This window comes from Plantibacter sp. T3 (assembly GCF_902506515.1).
Classification (GTDB): Bacteria; Actinomycetota; Actinomycetes; order Actinomycetales; family Microbacteriaceae; genus Plantibacter; species Plantibacter auratus.
The window spans coordinates 3710672-3732378 of the sequence record NZ_LR733286.1 but is presented as its reverse complement, the minus strand read 5'-3'; the positions used below and the strand labels follow the sequence as shown (position 1 = coordinate 3732378).

The window sequence follows — 21707 nt, the reverse complement described above, 5'->3', positions numbered from 1 at the left end:
GACCGGGGAGCGGGATCGTCTCGGGACGAAGCCGCCCCACCGAAGCGGGCCGCGCGCATCGCCGCCGCGGTGTCGATCGCCCTCGTCGGCGTCTACGTCGCGGGCACCCTCGTCATCGTCTCACCGACCACACCAGTCCGTGGTGCCGTCGTCGCCGCAGCCGGCCCGTACTTCACGCAGAAGTGGAACGTCTTCGCGCCGAGCATCATGAAGACGAACATCACCTTCTCCGTCCAGGCCCAGTGGCGCGACGCCGACGGGACGCTCGTGAAGTCCGACTGGGTCAACGTGACGAAGCTCGAGCAGCAGGCCGTCCCCGGCCACGCCGAGCCGTCGCGCATCCAGAAGTCCTCGTGGAACGCGATGCTCGCCTACAACGCCCGCTACCTCGCCCTCGACGCCCAGCAGCGCGAGCTCGTCCGCGACACCTTCATCCAGCGAGCCGACGGTGGCGGGTATCGCGCCCAGTCGGCCGAGTCGCTCATCGCCGACCTCGACGCCGTCAGCACGACGCCGGGCTCGGGGCAGGGCGACGTCGTCCGGTTCCTCCGCTACGACTACATGCTCAAGGAGTACGCGACCGCGTTCTCCACGGCGTACTTCGACCAGGACGTCGAGCGCGTCCGGTGGCGGATCGACCGCACACGCCCGAACGACTTCGAGAACCGCTTCTCCGAGGAGCAGCAGTTCGACGACACCGCCGTCACCTTCGGCTGGCGGCACGTCGACGACGTCATCGACCCGGAGACCCTCGCCGTCTACCGCGACGTCGTCACCCGCTACGGAGGTGCGCGATGAACGCCGTCCGCGCATCGTTCGACCGGTTCGCCGGCTGGGTCACGGGTGCCAAGCACGCCGGCTACAGCCTCTCCGCCCTGCGGATCCTCTACGGTGTCGCGATCGTCAGCTTCCTGTTCACGAGCCTCGCCGACCGCCACTACCTCTGGGGCGTCGCGTCGAAGTGGGTCGACCCGGAGGCGAACCGTCGCGCGTGGTTCCCGCTGTTCGAGCTCGTCTTCACGAAGGACAGCGCCTTCGTCTTCGACCTCGCCTACGGGGTGCTCATCGTGCTCGGGCTGCTGTTCCTCGTCGGCTGGCAGACCCGGTTCGTCACGCCCGTCCTGCTCGTGTTCTGGGTGGGGCTCGCGACCAACAGCACGGTGCTGACCAACGGCGGCGACACGATCATCCGCATCACGCTGCTGTTCCTGGTGTTCGCGGACCTGTCGCGTCACTGGTCGGTCGACGCCTGGCTCACCAAGCGGCGGGGTCGAGCGCTGCGGCCGATCCTGCGCGGTCGGTTCGCGATCCCGGCCTGGCTCGCGAACGCCGCCAACAACACCGCGGTCCTCCTCTGCGCTTACCAGATCATGCTCGTCTACGTGAACTCCGGCATCTACAAGCTCATGGGTCCCGAGTGGCGGGAGGGCACGGCGTTCTACTACTCGCTCGTCCTCGACGTGTTCCGGCCGTTCCCCGCACTGAGCGACCTCGCCTGGCAGGTCGGTCCGTTCGTCTGGGTCGCCACGTTCCTGTCGGTCTGGGTGCAGCTGCTGTTCCCGGTGCTGATCCTGTGGCGGCCGACGCGGATCCTCGCGCTCGGCTTCACGATCCTGATGCACCTCGGCATCGGCCTCTTCCTCGGGCTGTGGCCGTTCTCGCTCGCGATGATCGCCCTCGACCTGCTCTTCGTCCGCGACCGCAGTTGGGTCGCCGTCGGTCGGTGGGCGTCGCACGCCGGGGGAGTGCTCCGCCAGCTGCTGCCGGAGCGCCAGAGGACCGAAAGACCCGTCACGACGTCGGCCGGTTCGCCGTCGTGACCACAGCCGTCTCGCGCGTTCGGGTGCGAGACGAACCGGCGGTCGGCGCCACGGTTGCGCCGACCGCCACCCCTTTGCCGGTCCCTTCCCTCGCGCCCTGAGCCGCTGCCGACCGTCCTACTCGATCGGTCACTGAGCTTGTCGAACTGCGCCCTTCGACAGGCTCAGGGACCGGGGATGGTTGCTGCCCTTCGACAGGCTCAGAGTCCAGGGATGGTTGCTGCCCTTCGACAAGCTCAGGGTCCGGCGTAGAAGTGGATCTGTGTTTCTCTGTGTTTGTGTGATACTTTCTTCGCACTGCAAGCCTGCAACACCGGAAACGAAGGTCAAGGACGACGCATGTACGCGACGGAGCGGCACGAGCACATCACCAGCCGGGTGAAGACGAGCGGACGGGTCTCCGTCGCCGACGTCTCCCGTGAGCTGGGCGTCACCGCCGAGACGATCCGCCGCGACCTCGACCAGCTCGAAACCTCCGGCGTCCTGCGCCGCGTCCACGGCGGCGCCGTCTCCGCAGCGCGTGCCTCCGTCGCCGAGGCCAGCCTCGCCGACCGCCAGGGCCAGCGGAGCGACGCGAAGGCCACGATCGCCCGAGCGGCCCTCCGGCTCATCCCGGCCACGTTCAGCGGCTCGATCGTCATCGACGCCGGCACGACCACGGCCCACCTCGCCGACCTCCTCGTCACCTGGCGCCCGGCCACCGCCGGCCAGACGCTGACGGTCATCACCAACTCCGTCCCGATCGCCGCGACGCTCCACCACTGCGACCACGTCGAACTGCACCTCCTCGGCGGCCGCGTCCGTGGCATCACGAGCGCGGCGGTCGGCAGCACGACCGTCGACGAGCTCGGCCGGTTCCGCCCCGACATCGCCTTCGTCGGCGCCAACGGAGTCAGCGCCGACTTCGGCCTCAGCACGCCCGACGAGCTCGAGGGCGCCGTGAAGTCGGCGATCGTCCGCGGTTCGCGACGGGCCGTCGTCCTCGCCGACGCCGCCAAGCTCGGCGAGGAAGCGCTCATCCGCTTCGCCGCCCTCGACGAGATCGACACCGTCATCACCGACGAGGTCGTTCCGACGACGCTCGCGGATGCCCTCGAGGCTGCGGGTGTCGAGGTGGTCGTCGCATGATCATCACCCTGACCGCCAACCCCTCGCTCGACCACACGGTGGAGCTCCCCGGCATCGTCGAGCGCGGCGAGGTCCTCCGCGCACTCGCCAGCCGGGAGCAGCCGGGCGGCAAGGGCGTCAACGTCTCGCGGGCGATCGCCGCCGCCGAGTTGGCGACCATCGCCGTCCTCCCCGGCGAATCGACCGACCCGATGATCGAGTCGCTCCGCGCGCAGGGCATCGACGTCCTCGCCGTCCCGACCGGGCAGCCCGTGCGCCGCAACATCACGCTGACCGAGCCCGACGGCACCACGACCAAGATCAACGAGCCGGGTCCGCTCCTCACCGAGGACGACGCTGCACGCCTCGTCGACGCGACCGCCCGTGCCGCCGCGAGTGCCGAGTGGCTCGTCATCGCCGGTTCGCTGCCACCCGGGCTGCCGGCCGACTTCTACGCACGGATCGTCCGGGCCGCTCGCGCCCTCACCGACGGCACTCGCCCGCTCGTCGCCGTCGACAGCTCGGGGGAGCCGCTCGCCGCCCTCCTCGCCGCCTTCGCCGTCACCGGGGAACGCGTCGACCTCATCAAGCCGAACGGTGCCGAACTCGCCGAGCTCACCGGCACCGCGTCCGGCGAGGAGATCGAGGCGGACCCGGCGCTCGCCGCGTCCGTCGCCGCCAGGCTCATCGGCACCACGGACCGAACCGGCCCGGTCGCCGCCGTCCTCGTCACGCTCGGCTCCCGAGGAGCCGTCCTCGTGGAGGGTGACACCGCCTGGTCGGCCCGGGCCCCGAAGATCGTCGCGCGCAGCACCGTCGGTGCGGGGGACTCCTCCCTCGCCGGCTACCTGATCGCCCGAACCGCAGGTCACGCACCTGCAGCACGCCTCGCGCAGGCCGTCGCCCACGGAGCCGCAGCCGCGGCACTCCCGGGCAGCGACGTGCCGGCGCTCAGCGGGACGGACGCCGCCGCCATCGACGTCGCCCAGCTCCCGCAGCGGATCCCCTCCGCCCCCTGACCGCCCCGGTCCCTGACCGCCCACCCCGGTCCCTGACCGCCCACCCCGGTCCCTGAGCTTGTCGAAGGGCCGCCCCGACCACCCGAAGCACCAGCATCCGTTTCGAAGGAGAACCCAGATGTCCACCCCACTCATCACCCCAGGGCTCGTCGCCCTCGACGCCGACCTCGGCACCGATCGCGCGGGTGTCATCCGCGCGCTCGCCGAGCTCGTCGTCCGCGCCGGCCGTGCCACCGACACCGAGGCCCTCTTCGCCGACGCCTGGGCGCGGGAGAGCAAGACCGACACCGGCATCCCCGGCGGCATCGCGATCCCGCACTGCCGTTCAGCCGCCGTCACCGAGCCGACGCTCGCGATGGCCCGCGTCTCGCCGCTCGTCGACTTCGGTTCCGACGACGGCCCGGCCGACCTCCTCTTCTTCATCGCGGCTCCGGACGGCGCCGACCAGGCGCACCTCGCCCTCCTGTCGAAGCTCGCCCGCTCGCTCATCAAGCCCGAGTTCGTGACGTCGCTGCGAGAGGCGCCCGACGCCGCCGCGGTGGTCGCCCTCGTCGATGGTGCACTCAGCGATGCACCCAAGCCGGCGTCGGCTCCCGCAGCCGAGCGCGCCGCGACGGCTCCCGTCGAGGCCGGCGACCAGGCCGCACGGCCCGTGCTCATCGCGGTCACCTCGTGCGCGACGGGCATCGCCCACACCTACATGGCGGCCGACTCGCTCGCCGCCACCGCCAAGCGCCTCGGTGTCGAGCTGCACGTCGAGACGCAGGGCGCCTCCGGTGCGACCCCGCTGCCCGCCGACGTCGTCGCGAAGGCGCAGGCGGTCATCTTCGCCGTCGACGTGGACGTCCGCGACGTCACCCGCTTCGCCGGCAAGCCCGTCATCAAGGCTCCCGTGAAGCGCGGCATCGACGCCCCGGAACAGCTCATCAACGACGCGGTCGCCGCGATCTCGAACCCGAACGCCCCGCGGGTCGCCGCAGCGGCCGGCGATGCCTCCGCGTCGACGTCGGACAAGAAGGACGCCAACGTCGGTCAGTCGATCAAGCGCTGGCTGCTCACCGGCGTCAGCTACATGATCCCGTTCGTCGCGGGTGGCGGTCTGCTCATCGCCCTCGGCTTCCTCCTCGGCGGATACAACATCACGGAGAACGCCGGCAAGATCATCGTCGAGAACAGCCTCGTGAACCTGCCGGCCGGCGGACTCGGCGCCTACCTCGGTGCCGTCGCGTTCTCCATCGGCAACGCCTCGATGGCGTTCCTCGTCCCGGCCCTCGCCGGCTACATCGCCTACGCCATCGCCGACCGCCCGGGCATCGCGCCCGGGTTCGTCGCCGGCGCCGTCGCCCTCCTCATGAGCGCCGGCTTCCTCGGCGGACTCGTCGGTGGTCTGCTCGCCGGTGGTGTCGCCTACGGCCTCGGCCGACTCAACGTGCCCCGCTGGTTGCGCGGGCTGATGCCCGTCGTGATCATCCCGCTCCTCGGATCGATCGTCGCCTCCGGCCTCATGATCCTCGTCCTCGGCGGCCCGATCGCCGCGCTCATGAACGGCCTCAACTCGTGGCTGTCCGGTCTCACCGGCGTCTCCGCCATCCTGCTCGGGGTCATCCTCGGCACGATGATGGCGTTCGACCTCGGCGGCCCGGTCAACAAGGTCGCGTACTCGTTCGCCGTCGCCGGACTCGGTGCGGGAACGCTCGCCAACCAGGCACCGTGGCAGATCATGGCCGCCGTGATGGCCGCCGGCATGGTGCCGCCGCTCGCGATGGCGCTCGCCTCGACCGTCCTCAGCCGTCGTTCGTTCACCGCGGTCGAGCGGGAGAACGGCAAGGCAGCCTGGCTGCTCGGCGCCGCGTTCATCAGCGAGGGTGCGATCCCGTTCGCCGCGGCCGACCTGTTCCGCGTCATCCCGGCGTCGATCCTCGGTGGTGCCGCCACCGGTGCGCTCATCATGGCGACCGGCGTCACCTCGCAGGCACCGCACGGTGGCATCTTCGTGTTCTTCGCCATCGGCAACATCGGGATGTTCATCCTGTCGGTCGCCGTCGGCACGGTCATCACCGCCGTCGCGGTCATCCTGCTCAAGCGGTTCGCCCGTCGTCGTCCGATGGAGGGCGCCGACTCGGCAGCCCCCGCAGTCGCCACCGAGCCCGCGACCGTCTGATCCGTACCCGTCCGATCCACAGCCTGACCTGATCCACTGGTCCGGCCGGCACCAACCGAACCGCAGAAGGAGCATCATCATGGCCGAACGCCAAGCCACCATCGCCAGCCGCGTCGGGCTGCACGCCCGCCCCGCCAAGCTCTTCATCGAGACGGTCAAGCGCCAGCCGGTGCCCGTCACGATCGAGCTGGGCGACTCGGGCCCGCTCGACGCCTCGAGCATCCTCACGATCATGAGCCTCGGCGCCACCAACGGCGACGTCGTCACCCTCCGCGCTGAGGGCGAGGGCGCCGACGAGGCGCTCGCCGAGCTCGCCGGTCTCCTCGAGACGGACCTCGACGCCGAGTAGTCACCCCGCACCACGAAGCCCCGCCGCCCGAGTCATCTCGGACGGCGGGGTTTCCTCGTGGGCCCTTCGACAGGCTCAGGGAGCGGGTCTCTCCGCGGGAAGGGCTCCGGTCACTGAGCTTGTCGAAGTGTCCTCGGGGAACCGTTTCGTGTCGTGCGTGGAACCGTTCCGGTCACTGAGCTTGTCGAAGTGTCCTCGGGGAACCGTGTCGTGTCGTGCGTGGAACCGTTCCGGTCACTGAGCTTGTCGAAGTGCCCCCGGGGAACCGCGCGCCTGCCGACACACGACGAACCCCGCCACCCGAGACGACGGGTGACGGGGTTCGTCAGGAGCGACCTACTCCGCGGAGCGACGGCGACGCGCGAGCAGCACCGACGCGAAGCCGACGAGGCCGAGGAGCAGCGCGACGAGCCCGATGCTCGACACGTCCACACCCGTGCGCGACAGCGAGTCGGTTCCGGCAGCCGAACCGCCCGAGGGGGAGCTCGTGCCGTCACCACCGCCGACCGCGCCACCGCCGGATCCCGTGCCAGGACCGGTCCCGGGGTTCGTCCCCGGGTCGGTGCCGGGATCGGTCCCCGGGTCCACCGCGGCGGCGAGCACCGTCACCGGCGTGGACGTCGTCTCGGCCGGCGCGAAGCCATCGGCCGAGACCGTGACCCGCACCGCGAGCGCCGCACCAGCACTGCCGGTGAGCGGCGTGAACGTCGCCGTGTCGGCTCCGTCCACGACCTCGTCGTCGAGCAGCCACGCGTAGACGACGGCCGCGTCCTCCGGGTCCACGACGACTGCCGCGGTCGTCGGCACGCCCTCGCGGGCCACGCTCGACAGCGTCGCGGTCGCGACCGCCGTCCGGGCGAAGGTGATGGTCGTCGACTGTGTGGTCACACCGTCGGCCGCCGTCACCGTGATGACGACACCGTCGGTCGCGTCAGCCGCAGCACGGGCCGTAGCCGCCGGTGCTACTTCGAGCGGCTCGATCGTCACCGTCGCGTCGCGGTCGGCCGGGATGGCGTCGACCACCGGGTCGGCGGACCCGGCGAGCGGCACCTCGTACTCGAGGACGCCTGCGTCGAAGCCCTCGACCGGCGTGCCGTTCACCCGCAGCGCGGCGAGGCTCGCCTCGGTCGCGACCGACGGTGCGAGCGCGTAGATCTCGACCTCCGAGACGACCAGGTGGGTGTTCGCGTAGGCCGTCATCACGATGCGCACCGCACTCGTCGTGACGCCACCGAGGTCGACGTCGACGACCGGAGCCGTCCCATCGGTCGGGACCGGCACGGCGACCGCCCCACCCGGAGCGTCGATCCACGCGCCGTCGGCGTCGCGGACCTGCACGGTCAAAGCACTCGGCCAGCTGTTGGTGCTCCCGTCCTTATAGGCGTAGAAGGTGACGTGCTCGATCGTGTGCTCACCGCCGAGCTCGTAGCTCAGCGTGTCGCTCGCCGGCTTGTTCGACGAACGCCAGTTCGACCAGCCCTTGTCGTTCCGCACACCGTTCTTCGTGTTGCTCGCGGGATAGCCGGACTCGGTGGACGTCGCACCCGCGACGGTCGTGGCGTCCGGTGCGATGTTCCGCTCGCCGGGCGCCGTGACGATGATCGACAGGAGCGCGTCGATCGGTGCCGCGGCCGGATCGTTCGAGGCAGCCGTGCCGCGCACCTGCACCACACCGGTGTCGGCGAGGTCGGTGTCGTCGAGGGTGCTGAAGTCCCAGGTGACGGGCGTGTCGAAGCGGTTGACACTCGCCCCGATCTGCGCCGGGACCGTGGTGGGGGCCGCAGCGATGACGGCGCTCGCCGGGGACCCTGCCGCGACCGTCAGGGAGACCGGTTCGGTGGTGGTGAAGCCGCCGATGTCGACGGTGGCCTGTGCGGTGAACGCCGCACCCCAGCCGTCGGTGCCGGAACCGTTCACGACGATCGTGCCCGGCGTGTTCCAGTCCACGGCCGAGGTGTCCCAGGTGACCGGCACCGGCGCGCCCTGGACCGCGCCGTACAGCGGCACCACGGTCGCGGGCAGCGCCGCCGGAACACCGGCGACGGTCTGCACCGTGACCGGCTGCACGCCCGTGAGGGCGGTGTCGACGAAGTTCCAGGTCTGGTTCGCGCCGTTGTTCGACTGGTAGACGCCGACGGCGGCGCCCGTCGTGGTGGACTGCCCGCCGACCTCGAGGGCCTGGCTGGTGCCGACGTTCACGAGGCTCCATTCGGAGCCGTTGGTCGTCGTCGGGATCCACTGCAGCGATGGGTCGGCCGCAGCCTGTTCCCGCGTCGCAGCGACGAGCGAGGTGCCGGCGGAGTTCGCGGAGAGGAGTGCCCCGGACGAGCTGCGGACGGCGTAGCGGTCGGTGTTCGTGCCGCCGCCCGAGAGTCGCTCGGCGGTCCACACCTGTGCGGCACCGGTCGTGGCGTCGGAGGCACGCGGGGTGATCGTGCCGGCCGGGACGGTCCCGGTCGTGGCTGCGGCGGTGAACGCCTTCGCGCTCTGCTTGCCGACGAGCTGGTAGGCGTGTCCGTCCTGGAACGGCGCCGCGTCGGCTGCGACACCGGTCGCACCGTCGACGAGGAAGGTGGTGACCGACTTCGCCGGGACGGTGAGCGTCGCCTGCTTGGTCACCGGGTCGATCGACACGGCATCGCCCTGCACGAGTGCGTTGGCGGTGACGTCGTCCGCGGGGGACTCCGTCGTCACGATCGGCGTGACCGTCGCGCCGGGAGCGATGTCCGCGAACTTCGACAGGTCGATGGTGATCGTCCGAGCCGAGGTCGACGGGTTGGCGTGCACGAGGGTCGCACCGGTGCCGTCGGCACGGAGCGCCGTGGTGGTCTGCGCGTCGGTGGACGGGATGAGGTGGTCACCGGGCTGCACGTAGTGGGTGAAGTTGCGGAGCGTGTTGTACTTCGCGTTCGTCTTCACGGAGCAGCTCGGGTCGGCGTCACCGTCGGCGATGCGTCGCTCGGAGTCGCCCTCGGCGTTGCAGTCGAAGTCGATGAGGACGCTGCCCCAGTTGAGCTTCTCGACCTTCTCCATGTTGTAGAGGTCCTCGACGGGCTGCCAGAGCACCCACGCGGTCGGCTCCAGGTTGCGGAGGTCGTCGATGAGGTGCGTCGCCATACCGATGCCGTTGTCGATGTTCGTGAGGTTGTGCTTGCCGCTGGAGTCCCAGTTGCCCTCGACCTCACTCATCCACAGCGGCTTCCCGGCGGTCTTCGCGATGTCGCGCGCGACGACGCTGCCGCCCTGGCCGTAGCTGTGGACGTTGAGCTGCGTGACGAGGTCCTTGGCGGTCTGCGACCAGCCGTTCCAGTTCGTCGCGAAGATGCCCGGGTTCGTCTCGTCCATGGCCGCGATGACGGCCTCGGTCGAGGTGCCCTCGGCGGCGAGGCGCTCGGCGAGGGCCTTGATGACGGTGTCCTGCATGGCCGGGCCGATGTGCGCACCCTCCTGGCGTCCACCCTTCGGCCAACCGGTGGCCTCGTCGATCTGGGTGCCCCAGTAGTTCGTGTTCGGCTCGTTGAAGGGGTCGATGGTGTCGAAGTCGATACCGGTGTCGGCCTCGAGGTGGTCGACGACGGTGGTGAGGTACGCGACGAAGTCGTCGACGCTCTCCGGCTTCAGCTGCTCGTCGGCGGCGTTGAAGTTGCCCGACGCGTAACCGCTCTCGGTCATGAAGTAGGGCGGGGAGTTGCTGAACGCCTCCCACTTGGTGATCTTGTCCTTGAGCGCCGTGAGCCACCAGCGCTGGGTCTCGTCGGCGTCGAAGTCGTAGGAGGCCGGGTCGTCGGCGTCCCAGGCGGCGGCGTAGCGGTCGCGGTCGGCGTAGCCGGAGGTGATGGGGCCGTCGGCGTCGCTCGCGGCGAGGTCCGGGTTCCACCAGCCGTCGACCGCGCCGCCGGCCCGCAGGTAGGGCGGGACGTCGCTCGCGTTGCCGCCACCGATGTTGTAGCGCGCGATGTTGAGGTTGAGGCCGTCCTCGCCGAACACTTTGTCGAACAGGTCCTGGCGGACGTCCGCGGGGTAGTCGCCGGTCGCGTTGGCGAACCAGGCGAGGCTCGTGCCCCAGCCCTCGAACGCCTCGTTCTGGTAGGCGGGGTTGGGGGTGATGGTGAGGGGAGCGCTCTCCGCGGCGGCCGCAGGTGCGGCGTCCACGGTGGCGAGTGCTGGTGCGATCGCGGCGATGCCGAGGGCGACGGCGACGGTCGCTCCGATCGTTCGTCGGCGGACTGGTGACGGCAGTGTCATCGGTGGTTCCTTCGTTGGAGGCCGTGGTGCAGAGGATGTTCACGTGAACATTCGGCGGCATCGGACCACCGTGTTCACGTCAACATTTCCGACGAGTATGGGCGACCCCTCGCTCGGGTGTCAAGGCGGGTCCGGTCATTGCAGCCCCATTCCGGTCCGTTCCGGCTGAGGCCCCTGCGCCGGTCACTGGGGCCCCTACGCCGGTCACTGGGGCCCCTGCGCCGGTCACTGAGCCTGTCGAAGTGCGGAGGTGGGCATTTCGACAGGCTCAATGACCGGGGATTCGTTCGCCGAGCTGGTCGAGGTGTCGCCGTGGGCATTTCGACAGGCTCAATGACCGCGTGGAGTGTCTCGCTCGCCTCAGCGCGCGGGCGGGGGAGCCGTGCTCGCGCGGACGACGAGGGACGTCGGGGTGAGGGGCTCAGTGGAGAGCTGCGGGCCCTCCTCGATCTCGCGGAGGAGGGTGGTGATCGCCCGGCGTCCGATCTCGTCGAAGTCCTGGTGCACCGTCGTGAGCGGCGGCCAGAACGAGTCCGATTCCGGGGTGTCGTCGAAACCGACGACGCTGATCGACTCCGGCACGGCGCGCCCGCGCTCGTGCAAGGCGCGCAGGAGTCCGAGCGCCATCTGGTCGTTCGAGGCGAACACTGCGGTGATCTCCGGGCGCTCGGCGATCTCGAGGCCGATCTCGTAGCCCGAGGTCGTCGACCAGTCGCCACGGAACACGGGCGGCGGCGTGATCCCGGCCTCTCGCAGGGTGTCGGCCCAGCTCTGCTCGCGACGAGCCGCCGAGTACGAGGTGCGGGGGCCGGCGATGTGCCAGACGCCCTGGTGCCCGAGGTCGAGGAGGTGCTGAGTGGCGAGCGCCGCGCCCTGCGCCTGGTCGTTGTCGACGACCGGGTAGTCGGTGCGTGCCGCGGAGTCGATGACGACGACCGGGAGACCTGCGGGCAGTTCGACGTCGGCGCCGTCGACGATGTGCGACTCGATGACGATGATGAGGCCGTCGACGTCCTGCTCGCGGAGGCTGTCGAGGGCGACCGCGACATCGCGTTGCGTCGGGTATTCGACGGGGACGACCGTGACCGAGTAGCCGGCCCGTGCGGCCTGCACCGTGATCGCGTCGAGCGTCCGCATGTTGCCGTAGGAGGAGAGCGTGAACATCGTGATCCCGATGCTGCGGGTGCGCCCCGATCGCAGCGCCCGAGCGGCCTTGTTCGGGCGGTAGCCGAGCTCGTTCATGGCCTCCAGCACGCGGTCGCGGGTGCCGTCGTCGACGTTGGTCAGCCCGTTCGCGACGCGGGAGACGGTCTGGGAGGAGACGCCGGCGTGCGCCGCGACGTCCGCCATCGACGGTGCTCGCCTGGCGCGGCCAGGCGCTCTCCGGGTGGTGTCCGTCATGGTCTCCCTATCGTCGCATCCATCCTTGCATGTTGACGTGAACATGCTATGGTACCGATCAGATGTTGACGTAAACATCCACCGCGATCCCTCCCCCGCACGGCTCCACCGCACGACGGTTCCGCCCGAATCCCAGCAAGGAAGCTGCCCATGACCACTACGACCGCTCGCACCGGCCGGCCACCAGCGGTCCGTGTCCACCGACGCGACCGCCGGGATTGGAAGGGCTGGGCGTTCATCGCCCCCTTCATGATCGTCTTCGCGCTGATGATCATCGCGCCGCTCGTCTATGCGCTCTACCTCAGCTTCTTCCAGGAGAAGCTCATCGGCGGCAATGCCTTCGTCGGTTTCGACAACTACGCCCAGGTGCTCCAGGACCCCAAGTTCTGGGAGCCGTTCGGTCGCGTCGCACTGTTCTTCGTCGTGCAGGTGCCGATCATGCTCGCCCTGTCGCTCACCGCCGCGCTCGCGCTCGACAGCGCCAGGCTCCACGGCGCCGCCTTCTTCCGCATCGCGCTCTTCCTGCCGTACGCCGTCCCGGGCGTCGTCGCGGCGCTCATCTGGGGCTTCATCTACGGCGACCAGTTCGGTCTCGCCGGCAGTTTCAACGACCTCGTCGGTGCCCAGATCCTCGAGCCGTTCAGCTCCCAGGCCGTCCTCGCCTCCATCGGCAACATCGTGACGTGGGAGTTCATGGGCTACAACATGCTCATCTTCTACGCCGCCCTCCGCGTCGTGCCCGGTGAGATCTACGAGGCGGCCGAGATCGACGGGGCCGGACAGTTCCGCACCGTCTTCAGCATCAAGATCCCCGCCCTCCGCGGAGCGCTCGTCATCGCGACGATCTTCTCCGTCATCGGCTCCTTCCAGCTCTTCAACGAGCCGAACCTGCTGAAGAACCTCGCGCCCAACGTGATCACGAGCAACTTCACCCCGAACATGTACGCCTACAACCTGTCCTTCGCCGGCCAGCAGTTCAACCTCGCGGCGACGGTCGCGATCATCATGGGCGTCATCACCGCCGTCATCGCCTACGTCGTGCAGGTGCGCGGCTCCCGACAGGAGAACAGCTGATGGCCACCGTCTCGAACCCGACCGTCCGCCCGCAGACCGTGTCGACCAGGACCGCCCGCAACCCGCGCGCCTTCGACCGGCCCACCCGGAAGCGCCACGACCCGCGCCGCAAGCGCTCGATCGTCCTCACGATCGTCATGGCCGTCTTCCTCATCTACTCGGTCGTCCCGATCCTGTGGCTCGTCATCAACGCGACGAAGTCCCAGCCCGACCTCTTCACCTCGTTCGGCCTCTGGTTCGGCGACGGCGGGTTCAACCTCTGGCAGAACATCGTCGACACCCTGACCTACCGCGACGGGCAGTTCGTCGGCTGGTTCGGCAACACGCTGCTCTACGTGGTGGTCGGCGCCGGCGGGGCGACCCTGCTCGCGACGATCGGCGGGTACGGCCTGGCGAAGTTCCGGTTCCCCGGCAAGCGCGCTGTGTTCGCGATCATCCTCGGCTCCATCGCGGTGCCCGGTACCGCACTCGCCGTCCCGACCTTCCTGATGTTCAGCCAGCTCGGCCTCACGAACACGCCCTGGGCGGTCATCCTGCCCTCGCTCGTCAGCCCGTTCGGTCTGTACCTCATCTGGACGTACGCGGTGGACGCGGTCCCGACCGAACTGCTCGAGGCCGCCCGCATGGACGGCGCGGGGGAGTTCCGCACCTTCTTCACGATCTCGCTGCGACTCCTCGGCCCCGGCATCGTCACGGTGCTCCTCTTCGCGATCGTCGCGACCTGGAACAACTACTTCCTGCCGCTCATCATGCTGTCGGAGCCGACCTGGTATCCGCTCACCGTCGGCCTCAGTCAGTGGAGCGCCCAGGCCACCGGTGTCGCCGCACAACCGATCTTCAACCTCGTGATCACCGGATCGCTCCTGACCATCGTCCCGATCGTCATCGCGTTCCTCTTCCTGCAGCGCTTCTGGCAGTCCGGTCTGAGCGCCGGCAGCGTCAAGGGCTGATCCTTCCTGCGGTCTCGGTTCCTGAGCTTGTCGAAGGGCCACCCGCACCAACATCCGTTCCCAACCCGCACCACCCGCATCACCTCCTCCTCCCAACGCAGTGAAAGGAAACACCCATGAAGCGCATCTCACCGTCTCGCACGGTTCTGCGCCGCGCGGCCACGGCGGCCGTCGCGTCCGCGATGATCGGAGCCTCGCTCGTCGCCTGCTCGTCCGGCGGCGGCAGCACCGCCTCGGGCGACGCCAAGGACATCGAGTCCGCCCTCGAAGCCGGTGGCGAGATCACCTACTGGTCCTGGACGCCGTCCGCCGAGGCGCAGGTCGCCGCGTTCGAGAAGGCCTACCCCAAGGTCAAGGTCAACCTCGTCAACGCCGGCACCAACACCACCGAGTACACGAAGCTGCAGAACGCGATCAAGGCCGGTAAGGGTGCCCCCGACGTCGCGCAGGTCGAGTACTACGCCATCCCGCAGTTCGCGCTCAGCGACTCCCTCGTCGACCTCAACGCCTACGGCTTCGGCGACCTGAAGGACGACTACAGCCCCGGCCCGTGGAGCTCCGTCAACATCGGCGACGGCCTCTACGCCCTCCCGCAGGACTCCGGCCCCATGGCAATGTTCTACAACAAGACGGTGTTCGATCAGTACGGCATCGCCGTGCCGACCACCTGGGACGAGTACATCGCGGCAGCCGCACAGCTGCACACGGCCGACCCGTCGAAGTACATCACCAACGACTCCGGTGACTCCGGCTTCGCGACCAGCATGATCTGGCAGGCCGGTGGACGTCCGTTCACCGCCGACGGCACCAAGGTGAGCGTCAACCTCGCCGACGAGGGCTCCAAGAAGTGGGCCGACACCTGGAACCAGCTCGTCGAGGGCGACCTCCTCTCCGAGGTCCCGGGATGGAGTGACGACTGGTACAAGTCGCTCGGCAACGGCAGCATCGCGACGCTCATCACGGGCGCCTGGATGCCCGGTGTGCTCGAGTCGTCCGTCGCCGAGGCCTCCGGTCAGTGGCGCGTCGCACCGATCCCGACCTACGACGGCAAGCCCGCCAACGCCGAGAACGGTGGCGGTGGCCAGGTCGTGCTGAAGCAGAGCAAGAACCCGGCGCTCGCCGCGGGCTTCCTCAAGTGGCTGAACAACGACGAGGACAGCGTCAAGGTCTTCCTCGACAACGGCGGCTTCCCGGCGACGACCGCCGACCTCAACTCCGACGAGTTCCTCTCCGCAGCTCCCGAGTACTTCGGTGGCCAGAAGATCAACGAGGTCCTCGTGCAGGGCGCGAAGGACGTGTCGACCGGTTGGCAGTACCTGCCGTACCAGGTCTACGCGAACAGCATCTTCGCCGACACCGTCGGACAGTCCTACGCGAACAAGGCCGACCTGAACGACGGTCTCGCCGACTGGCAGAAGCAGCTCGTCGAGTACGGCAACACGCAGGGCTTCACGGTCACCGAGAAGTAGTCGACCGGCACCTGCACCACCAGCACCATCGACCGCGGCCGGTCGGAGGGTCCTCCGGGATCCGCTCCGGCCGGCCGTGGTCGCTCCATCCGCACCCCTTCATCACGGAGCCCCAGCATGCCCACCTTCTCCATCGGCGACGACGACTTCCTGCTCGACGGTCAGCCGTTCCGGATCATCTCCGGAGCCCTCCACTACTTCCGGGTGCACCCCGAGCAGTGGGCGGACCGCATCGCGAAGGCGAAGCTCATGGGCCTCAACACCATCGAGACCTACGTCGCGTGGAACCAGCACAGCCCCGAGCGCGGCGTGTTCGACACCACGGGCGTGAACGACCTCGAACGCTTCCTCGGCCTCGTCGCCGACGCCGGCATGTACGCGATCGTGCGTCCCGGCCCCTACATCTGCGCCGAGTGGGACAACGGCGGCCTCCCCGGCTGGCTGCTGCACGACCCCGAGCTCGGCCTCCGTCGCAGCGAGCCTCGCTACCTGGCCGCCGTCCGCGAGTACTTCGAGGCGCTGTTGCCGATCGTCGCCCCGCTGCAGATCGACCGCGGCGGTCCCGTCATCCTCGTGCAGGTCGAGAACGAGTACGGCGCCTACGGCGACGACCACGACTACCTCCGCACACTGACCGACTGGACCCGCGAGCTCGGCATCACCGTGCCGCTGACGACCGTCGACCAGCCCACGGCCCAGATGCTCGAGGACGGCAGCATCCCCGAACTCCACAAGACCGGCTCGTTCGGCAGCCGCTCGCTCGAACGCCTCGCGACCCTGCGGGAACACCAGCCGACCGGGCCGCTCATGTGCTCCGAGTTCTGGGACGGCTGGTTCGACCACTGGGGCGAGCACCACCACACGACGCCCATCGCCGAGACGGCGGCGGACCTCGACGCCCTCCTCGCTGCCGGCGCGTCCGTGAACATCTACATGTTCCACGGCGGCACGAACTTCGGGTTCACCGGTGGCGCGAACGACAAGGGGCAGTACCGCTCGCACGTCACCTCCTACGACTACGACGCGCCCCTCGACGAGGCGGGTCACCCGACGGAGAAGTTCTTCGCCTTCCGCGACGTGATCGCGAAGTACGCCGAGGTGCCGACGGAGATCCCACCGGTGGCGACGGACGCCCCGGCGTTCACCGCGTCGTTCGAGCAGGAGGTCCCGTTCGCCGACGTTGCCGACGAGATCGCGCCACTCCAGGCGTTCGACCGGATCCCGACGATGGACGAACTCGGAGCGTTCAGCGGTCTGGCGCGGTACCGGGCGTCGCTCGGTGGACGCGGCGGGGTGCTCCGGTTCGCCGAGGTGCGCGACCGCGTGGTCGTCTCCGTCGACGGCGTGCCGGTCGGTGCACTCACGCGCGAGTTCAAGGAGCGCTCCATCGTCATCCCGGCGGGTGAGACGCTCGAACTCCTCCTCGAGAACCAGGGCCGTGTCAACTACGGCAAGCGCCTGGGGGAGCCGAAGGGGATCATCGGGCCCGTGTCGCTCGACGGCGTGGAACTCACGTCGTGGGGCATCGCGCCTGTGGCCCTCGACCGGCTCGACGCCGTCGTCGACGCCGCAGCCACGCGCACGTCCGGCGCCACGATCAGCGGTGCCGGGCCGGTCCTCCTCACCGCCACCGTCACGCTCGACGCGCCCACCGACCTGTTCCTCGACACCGCAGCCTGGGGCAAGGGGCTCGTCTGGGTGAACGGCTTCCTGCTCGGCCGCTACTGGTCGCGGGGGCCGCAGCACACGCTGTACGTCCCCGGCGGCCAGCTCCGTGCCGGGGAGAACCGCTTCACGGTGTTCGAGTTCCATGCGCTCACGACGCCGACGCTCTCCTTCCTCGCCCGCCCCTCCCTCGGCCCGACCGAGTTCTAGCCGCCCACGATCCGGTCGGCGTCGCCCGCACAGACGCGGCGCCGACCGCACCACCCGGTCCCTGACCTTGTCGAAGGGTCACAGGTCCGCTCCCCGCCCTTCGACAGGCTCAGGGACCGATCCAAACGCCAGCACCTCCACCCCGGTCCCTGACCTCAACCCCGGTCCCTGAGCTTGTCGAAGGGCCGCAGCACCTGAGCACCACCTCCGCAGCACCCCACGATGACGTGAAAGGACGCCGCAGCATGCGACGAGCGACGAGACGACCCGACCGATCGACACCGGATGGAGGTGCCGCCGTCCTGCGGCGGGGTGGTCTCGCCGCCGGCCTCCTGGCGGTCGGTCTCGTCGGTGCCACCGTCCTGACAGCCGGGAGCGCGGCCGCGGCCGAGGCACCGGCGGGCGCCCTCCTCAGCTGGGGTGACCCCGCTGCTCCCGCGGAGCTCATCGGCACCCCGGTCACCGGTGTAGCCGCCGGTCTCGGCCACGCCGTGGCGCTCGGTGCCGACGGAACGGTGCTCGCGTGGGGCGCCGACGGCTTCGGCCAGGCGACCGTCCCGAGCCTCGCTGTGGCGATCACCCAGGTCGCAGCCGGCACGAACCACTCGCTCGCGCTCGCCGCTGACGGCACCGTCACCGCCTGGGGCCGCGACGCCGACGGCCAGGCCACGGTCCCGGCAGGACTCGACCGGGTCCTCCGCATCGCCGCCGGCGGACCGAACTCGGCCGCCGTCCGCGCCGACGGCACGCTCGCGCTCTGGGGTGACGACGCGTTCGGACAGAACGACCTCCCGACCGCGCTCGACGGTGCACGCGTGACCGACGTCGCGATCGGATCCGGCTTCACCGTCGCCCTCACCGACGACGGTGACGTCGTCCCCTGGGGGCGGAGCGACGCCGGGCAGCTCGAGCTCCCGACGGCGCTCGCCGACGAGGACGTCGTGCAGCTCGCCGCCGGCACCGACCACACACTCGCCCTCGCCGACGACGGCACCGTCCTCGCCTGGGGTGCGGACGGCTCCGGCCAGACCGAGGTGCCGGCGTCCCTCGACGGGGTCGACGTCGTACGTGTCTTCGCGGGTCCGTACCTGTCCGGGGCGATCGCCGCCGACGGATCGGTCACCGTCTGGGGTGCCGACGATGCCCGTTCGGCACTGCCCGACGGTCTCCTGGCCGCTGGTGTCGCGCTCGGCGAGACGGGCGCCGTCGCCGCGGCCGGTGCAGTCCCCGTCGCCGGTGGCACGAACGGCGGTCCGGGCAACACCGTCGATTCCCTGCCCGGCGGCACCGATCCCGGAACCGGGCCGGGCGGCGAGCCCGGGGCGGACCCGGGGGTCGGTCAGCCGGGCTCGGGCACGAATGCGGCTGGTGCCGGTGGGCTCGCCGTGTCGGGTGTCTCGATCGCCGCCGCGGTGATCGTGGCTGCGGTGCTCCTGCTCGCGGGTGCCCTGCTCATCCTCCGCCGTCGTCGGGTCGTGGCCTCGAGCGCCGCCGAAGACGCTTCCTCCAGCGGCGGTGTCGGACGCAGTGGCGTCGCGGGCGCGGTCGTCCTAGCGCTCGGGCTCTCCGGCGCACTCGTCACGGCGGACGCACCACGTGCCGAGGCCGCACCGAGCTACCCGAGCCCGACGGTCGACGAACTCGTCGCCAACGACTTCGTCCTCTACTTCGCGAACGCCGGCAGCACGGTGACCGACGCGGTCTCCGCCGGCGACCACATCGGGCTGTACCAGTCACGCACCGACCAGTCCTACGGGGTCGACGCCGCCACCGGCGCGTCCTGGGGATTCGTCGCCGACGCGAACAGCAACCCGACGGCGAACAGCTCCTCCGGGACCGAGAAGACCGCCTCCCTCCGGTACGACGCGCCGCCCGCGGGCAGCTCCCTCCCGACGCGGTCGGTCGACTACGCCTTCGACCTCCCGGCCGGCGAGTACGAGGTCACCCTCGGGTTCAATCTGCCGAGCGGCTGGGCGGCACGACCGCTCGACCTCCGGGCCGAGGGCGAGACGCTCGCCCAGGTGACCGCGCCAGCCGGCGCGCTCCTCGAGCAGCAGCTCACCGTGAGCGTCGACGACGGCACCCTCGACCTCGAGGTCCACAGCCCGGCGGGTCGGACCAACACCTACACCGACCCCGCGGTGAACTACCTCGTCATCCGAGCACCGCACACGGCGTCCACCGAGGTGCTCGCAGCGAAGATCCGAGCCGTCACGCTCGACGAGGGGCAGCGCGCCGGCTACGTCGCTGACTCGCTCGCCGTCCTCGACGCGGCGATCGCCGACGCCCAGGCGCTCGTGGACGCAGGGTCGACCGACACCGCTGCGCTCACCGCCGCTTACGACGCGCTCGGTGCCGCACTCACCGCACTCCGGCCGATCGTCACCTACGACTCGTTCCGCCCGGGCCAGGCCTGGGTGGACGACCAGGGCAACCCGATCCAGGCACACGGCGGGCAGGTCGTGCCGTCGACGGACGCCGACGGCCAGCCGATCTACTACTGGTACGGCGAAGACCGGTGGAACGGCTACGCGAGCAGCCGCGGGGTGCACGTGTACTCCTCGCGCGACCTCTACAACTGGACCGACGAAGGTCTGGCGTTGCAGGCCCTGTCGACCGCCGAGCAGCTCACGACCGATCCGGCCGCAGCCGAGCTGTACGCCGACTACACGGCCCGGCAACGCGCGGCGGTCGTCCGCGACCTCCTGACGGTCCCGAGCGACCCGGCCGTCCCCGCAGCGATCCTCGAGCGGCCGAAGGTCATGTACAACGCCGCAACCGAGCAGTGGGTCATGTGGATCCACACCGACGGCCCGAGCGCGACGTCCGACGCGCAGTACGCGAAGGCGACCGCCGGGGTCGCGGTCTCCGACTCGCCGACCGGCCCGTTCCGCTACGTGGACAGCTACCGCCTGAACGTCGCACCGGAGGGCGAGCCGAACTACCAGCCCGACAGCCCCGGCATGGCCCGCGACATGAACCTCTTCACCGACGTCGACGGCACCGGCTACATCATCTACGCGAGCGAGGAGAACCTGACCCTCTTCATCTCCAAGCTGTCGTCGAACTTCATGTTCCTGTCGGCACCCGTCGACCGCGCCGTGAAGGGCGAGGACTTCACCCGCACCTACATCGGTGGACAGCGCGAGGCACCGGCGGTGTTCGTCTACGACGGCACGTACTACCTCATCACCTCGGGCGCGACCGGCTGGAACCCCAACCCGGCCAAGTACGCCACCGCCGACTCGATGCTGGGGGAGTGGACCGACCACGGTAACCCGGTGAGCGGCTCCGGTGCGTCGACGACCCACGGCAGCCAGAGCACGTCCGTGATCCCCATCGACGCGGCCGCCGGCAAGTTCATCTACATGGGTGACCGCTGGATGCCGTCCGACCTCCGCAACGCGCCGGCCGTCTGGCTCCCGCTCGAGTTCGGCGACGACGGATCCCTGTCCCTGAAGTGGTACGACGAGTGGACGCTCGCGGACCTCGAGGGGAAGGGCAAGGTCGCGGTCGACGTCGACGTGCCGACGACCGTCCGACTCGGCGATGCGAGCACCCTGCCGAGCGAGGCGCAGGTCACGGAGGGCGGCACGACGACCACGCGAGCGATCACGTGGGACACCGCTGCGCTCGCCGTCCCCGGCCCGGTCTCGCTCACCGGCGCGGTCCAGGGTGTGTCCCGCCCGGTGACCCGGCAGGTGACGGTCGTCCCGAAGGACCTCGTCTACCTCGTCGACGCAGGGGGATCCGCGTCGCCCGAGTACGACGCGATCCGCTCGGTGGCGGACGCCGACGGCACCCTGCTCAACTCGACGTCCGACCGGACGCTCGGGACCGACGCGGCCACCGGCGCGAACTGGGGCGTCGTCGGCGCGGAGACGGGCACGACCGACGGGCCGTTCTCGGAGTCGCTCCGCTACGTCGCGAGTTCCGCGACCGACCGCACCCTGGAGTACGCGTTCGACTCCCTCGACGCGGGGAGCTACGACGTGTACGTCGGGCTGTACGACCCGTGGTCGCAGTGGGCGGACAACCGGCGCGCGGACATCGGGGCGAACGGTGCGACGCTGCTCAGCGCGCAACCGATCACCGGCACTCCGACGGTGGCGACGCTGTCGTCCGTGCAGCCGGACGCGGACGGCCGCCTGTCGCTCACCCTCGATCCGGTCGGTTCGGGCGGCGGCACCGACGTGCAGCTCTCCTGGATCATGATCGTCCGACGCTGACTCCACGT

Annotated in this window: 13 protein-coding genes; 11 read left to right on the top strand and 2 right to left on the bottom strand. The window is 70.0% G+C overall.

What is annotated here, in order from left to right; genetic code table 11:
* The first annotated feature begins 69 nt into the window (after positions 1-69).
* From GV015_RS17585 to GV015_RS17560, 6 genes are all read left to right on the top strand, one after another.
* Positions 70-798, top strand: coding sequence for a DUF5819 family protein (locus tag GV015_RS17585; protein ID WP_159879698.1), 729 nt, complete (start codon positions 70-72; stop codon positions 796-798).
* Positions 795-1820 carry an HTTM domain-containing protein gene (locus GV015_RS17580; protein ID WP_137243732.1) on the top strand — a complete coding sequence of 342 codons (1026 nt, stop codon included), beginning with the start codon at positions 795-797 and terminating at the stop codon, positions 1818-1820. The genes GV015_RS17585 and GV015_RS17580 overlap by 4 nt, the downstream gene beginning before the upstream one ends.
* A 339-nt stretch (positions 1821-2159) precedes the next feature.
* Complete coding sequence (locus GV015_RS17575) at positions 2160-2948, top strand: DeoR/GlpR family DNA-binding transcription regulator (protein ID WP_159879696.1); 789 nt, start codon at positions 2160-2162, stop codon at positions 2946-2948.
* A complete protein-coding gene (locus GV015_RS17570) occupies positions 2945-3946 on the top strand; it encodes a 1-phosphofructokinase family hexose kinase (protein WP_159879694.1) in 1002 nt (333 codons plus the stop codon). The genes GV015_RS17575 and GV015_RS17570 overlap by 4 nt, the downstream gene beginning before the upstream one ends.
* Positions 3947-4064: 118 nt before the next feature.
* Entirely contained in the window at positions 4065-6107 is a 2043-nt protein-coding gene (locus tag GV015_RS17565) for a fructose-specific PTS transporter subunit EIIC (RefSeq protein ID WP_159879692.1), read from the top strand.
* Between the two features lie 79 nt (positions 6108-6186).
* Entirely contained in the window at positions 6187-6456 is a 270-nt protein-coding gene (locus tag GV015_RS17560) for an HPr family phosphocarrier protein (RefSeq protein WP_056014456.1), read from the top strand.
* 336 nt (positions 6457-6792) lie between these two features.
* Here GV015_RS17560 and GV015_RS17555 read toward each other — a convergent pair whose 3' ends face one another.
* Positions 6793-10701 (bottom strand): glycoside hydrolase, encoded by a 3909-nt coding sequence (locus GV015_RS17555; RefSeq protein WP_159879690.1) that lies wholly within the window; start codon positions 10699-10701, stop codon positions 6793-6795.
* 360 nt (positions 10702-11061) lie between these two features.
* Positions 11062-12102: a LacI family DNA-binding transcriptional regulator gene (locus GV015_RS17550; RefSeq protein ID WP_236555523.1), complete on the bottom strand. Its 1041-nt coding sequence runs from the start codon at positions 12100-12102 to the stop codon at positions 11062-11064.
* Positions 12103-12252: 150 nt separating this feature from the next.
* On the opposite strand from GV015_RS17550, the gene GV015_RS17545 reads away from it, so the two are divergent.
* The 5 genes from GV015_RS17545 (at position 12253) to GV015_RS17525 (ending at position 21699) form a co-directional block, all read left to right on the top strand.
* Positions 12253-13176: a carbohydrate ABC transporter permease gene (locus tag GV015_RS17545; RefSeq protein ID WP_086475054.1), complete on the top strand. Its 924-nt coding sequence runs from the start codon at positions 12253-12255 to the stop codon at positions 13174-13176.
* The gene (locus GV015_RS17540; RefSeq protein ID WP_064296051.1) at positions 13176-14126 is read left to right on the top strand and encodes a carbohydrate ABC transporter permease; all 951 of its coding nucleotides are present in this window, start codon (positions 13176-13178) and stop codon (positions 14124-14126) included. Before GV015_RS17545 ends, GV015_RS17540 begins: the two co-directional genes overlap by 1 nt.
* Positions 14127-14242: 116 nt before the next feature.
* Positions 14243-15595 carry a sugar ABC transporter substrate-binding protein gene (locus tag GV015_RS17535; RefSeq protein WP_124769910.1) on the top strand — a complete coding sequence of 451 codons (1353 nt, stop codon included), beginning with the start codon at positions 14243-14245 and terminating at the stop codon, positions 15593-15595.
* A gap of 117 nt (positions 15596-15712) precedes the next feature.
* Positions 15713-17470, top strand: coding sequence for a glycoside hydrolase family 35 protein (locus GV015_RS17530; protein WP_159879688.1), 1758 nt, complete (start codon positions 15713-15715; stop codon positions 17468-17470).
* A 245-nt stretch (positions 17471-17715) separates the two neighbouring features.
* A complete protein-coding gene (locus GV015_RS17525; RefSeq protein WP_159879686.1) occupies positions 17716-21699 on the top strand; it encodes a family 43 glycosylhydrolase in 3984 nt (1327 codons plus the stop codon).
* Positions 21700-21707 lie beyond the last annotated feature (8 nt).

Coding starts and splice junctions, on each gene's coding strand:
- GV015_RS17555 (WP_159879690.1), bottom strand. CDS start 10,701: ATGACACTGCCGTCACCAGTCCGCCGACGAACGATCGGAGCGACCGTC.
- GV015_RS17525 (WP_159879686.1), top strand. CDS start 17,716: ATGCGACGAGCGACGAGACGACCCGACCGATCGACACCGGATGGAGGT.
- GV015_RS17540 (WP_064296051.1), top strand. CDS start 13,176: ATGGCCACCGTCTCGAACCCGACCGTCCGCCCGCAGACCGTGTCGACC.
- GV015_RS17545 (WP_086475054.1), top strand. CDS start 12,253: ATGACCACTACGACCGCTCGCACCGGCCGGCCACCAGCGGTCCGTGTC.
- GV015_RS17530 (WP_159879688.1), top strand. CDS start 15,713: ATGCCCACCTTCTCCATCGGCGACGACGACTTCCTGCTCGACGGTCAG.
- GV015_RS17565 (WP_159879692.1), top strand. CDS start 4,065: ATGTCCACCCCACTCATCACCCCAGGGCTCGTCGCCCTCGACGCCGAC.
- GV015_RS17575 (WP_159879696.1), top strand. CDS start 2,160: ATGTACGCGACGGAGCGGCACGAGCACATCACCAGCCGGGTGAAGACG.
- GV015_RS17550 (WP_236555523.1), bottom strand. CDS start 12,102: ATGACGGACACCACCCGGAGAGCGCCTGGCCGCGCCAGGCGAGCACCG.
- GV015_RS17580 (WP_137243732.1), top strand. CDS start 795: ATGAACGCCGTCCGCGCATCGTTCGACCGGTTCGCCGGCTGGGTCACG.
- GV015_RS17570 (WP_159879694.1), top strand. CDS start 2,945: ATGATCATCACCCTGACCGCCAACCCCTCGCTCGACCACACGGTGGAG.
- GV015_RS17560 (WP_056014456.1), top strand. CDS start 6,187: ATGGCCGAACGCCAAGCCACCATCGCCAGCCGCGTCGGGCTGCACGCC.
- GV015_RS17535 (WP_124769910.1), top strand. CDS start 14,243: ATGAAGCGCATCTCACCGTCTCGCACGGTTCTGCGCCGCGCGGCCACG.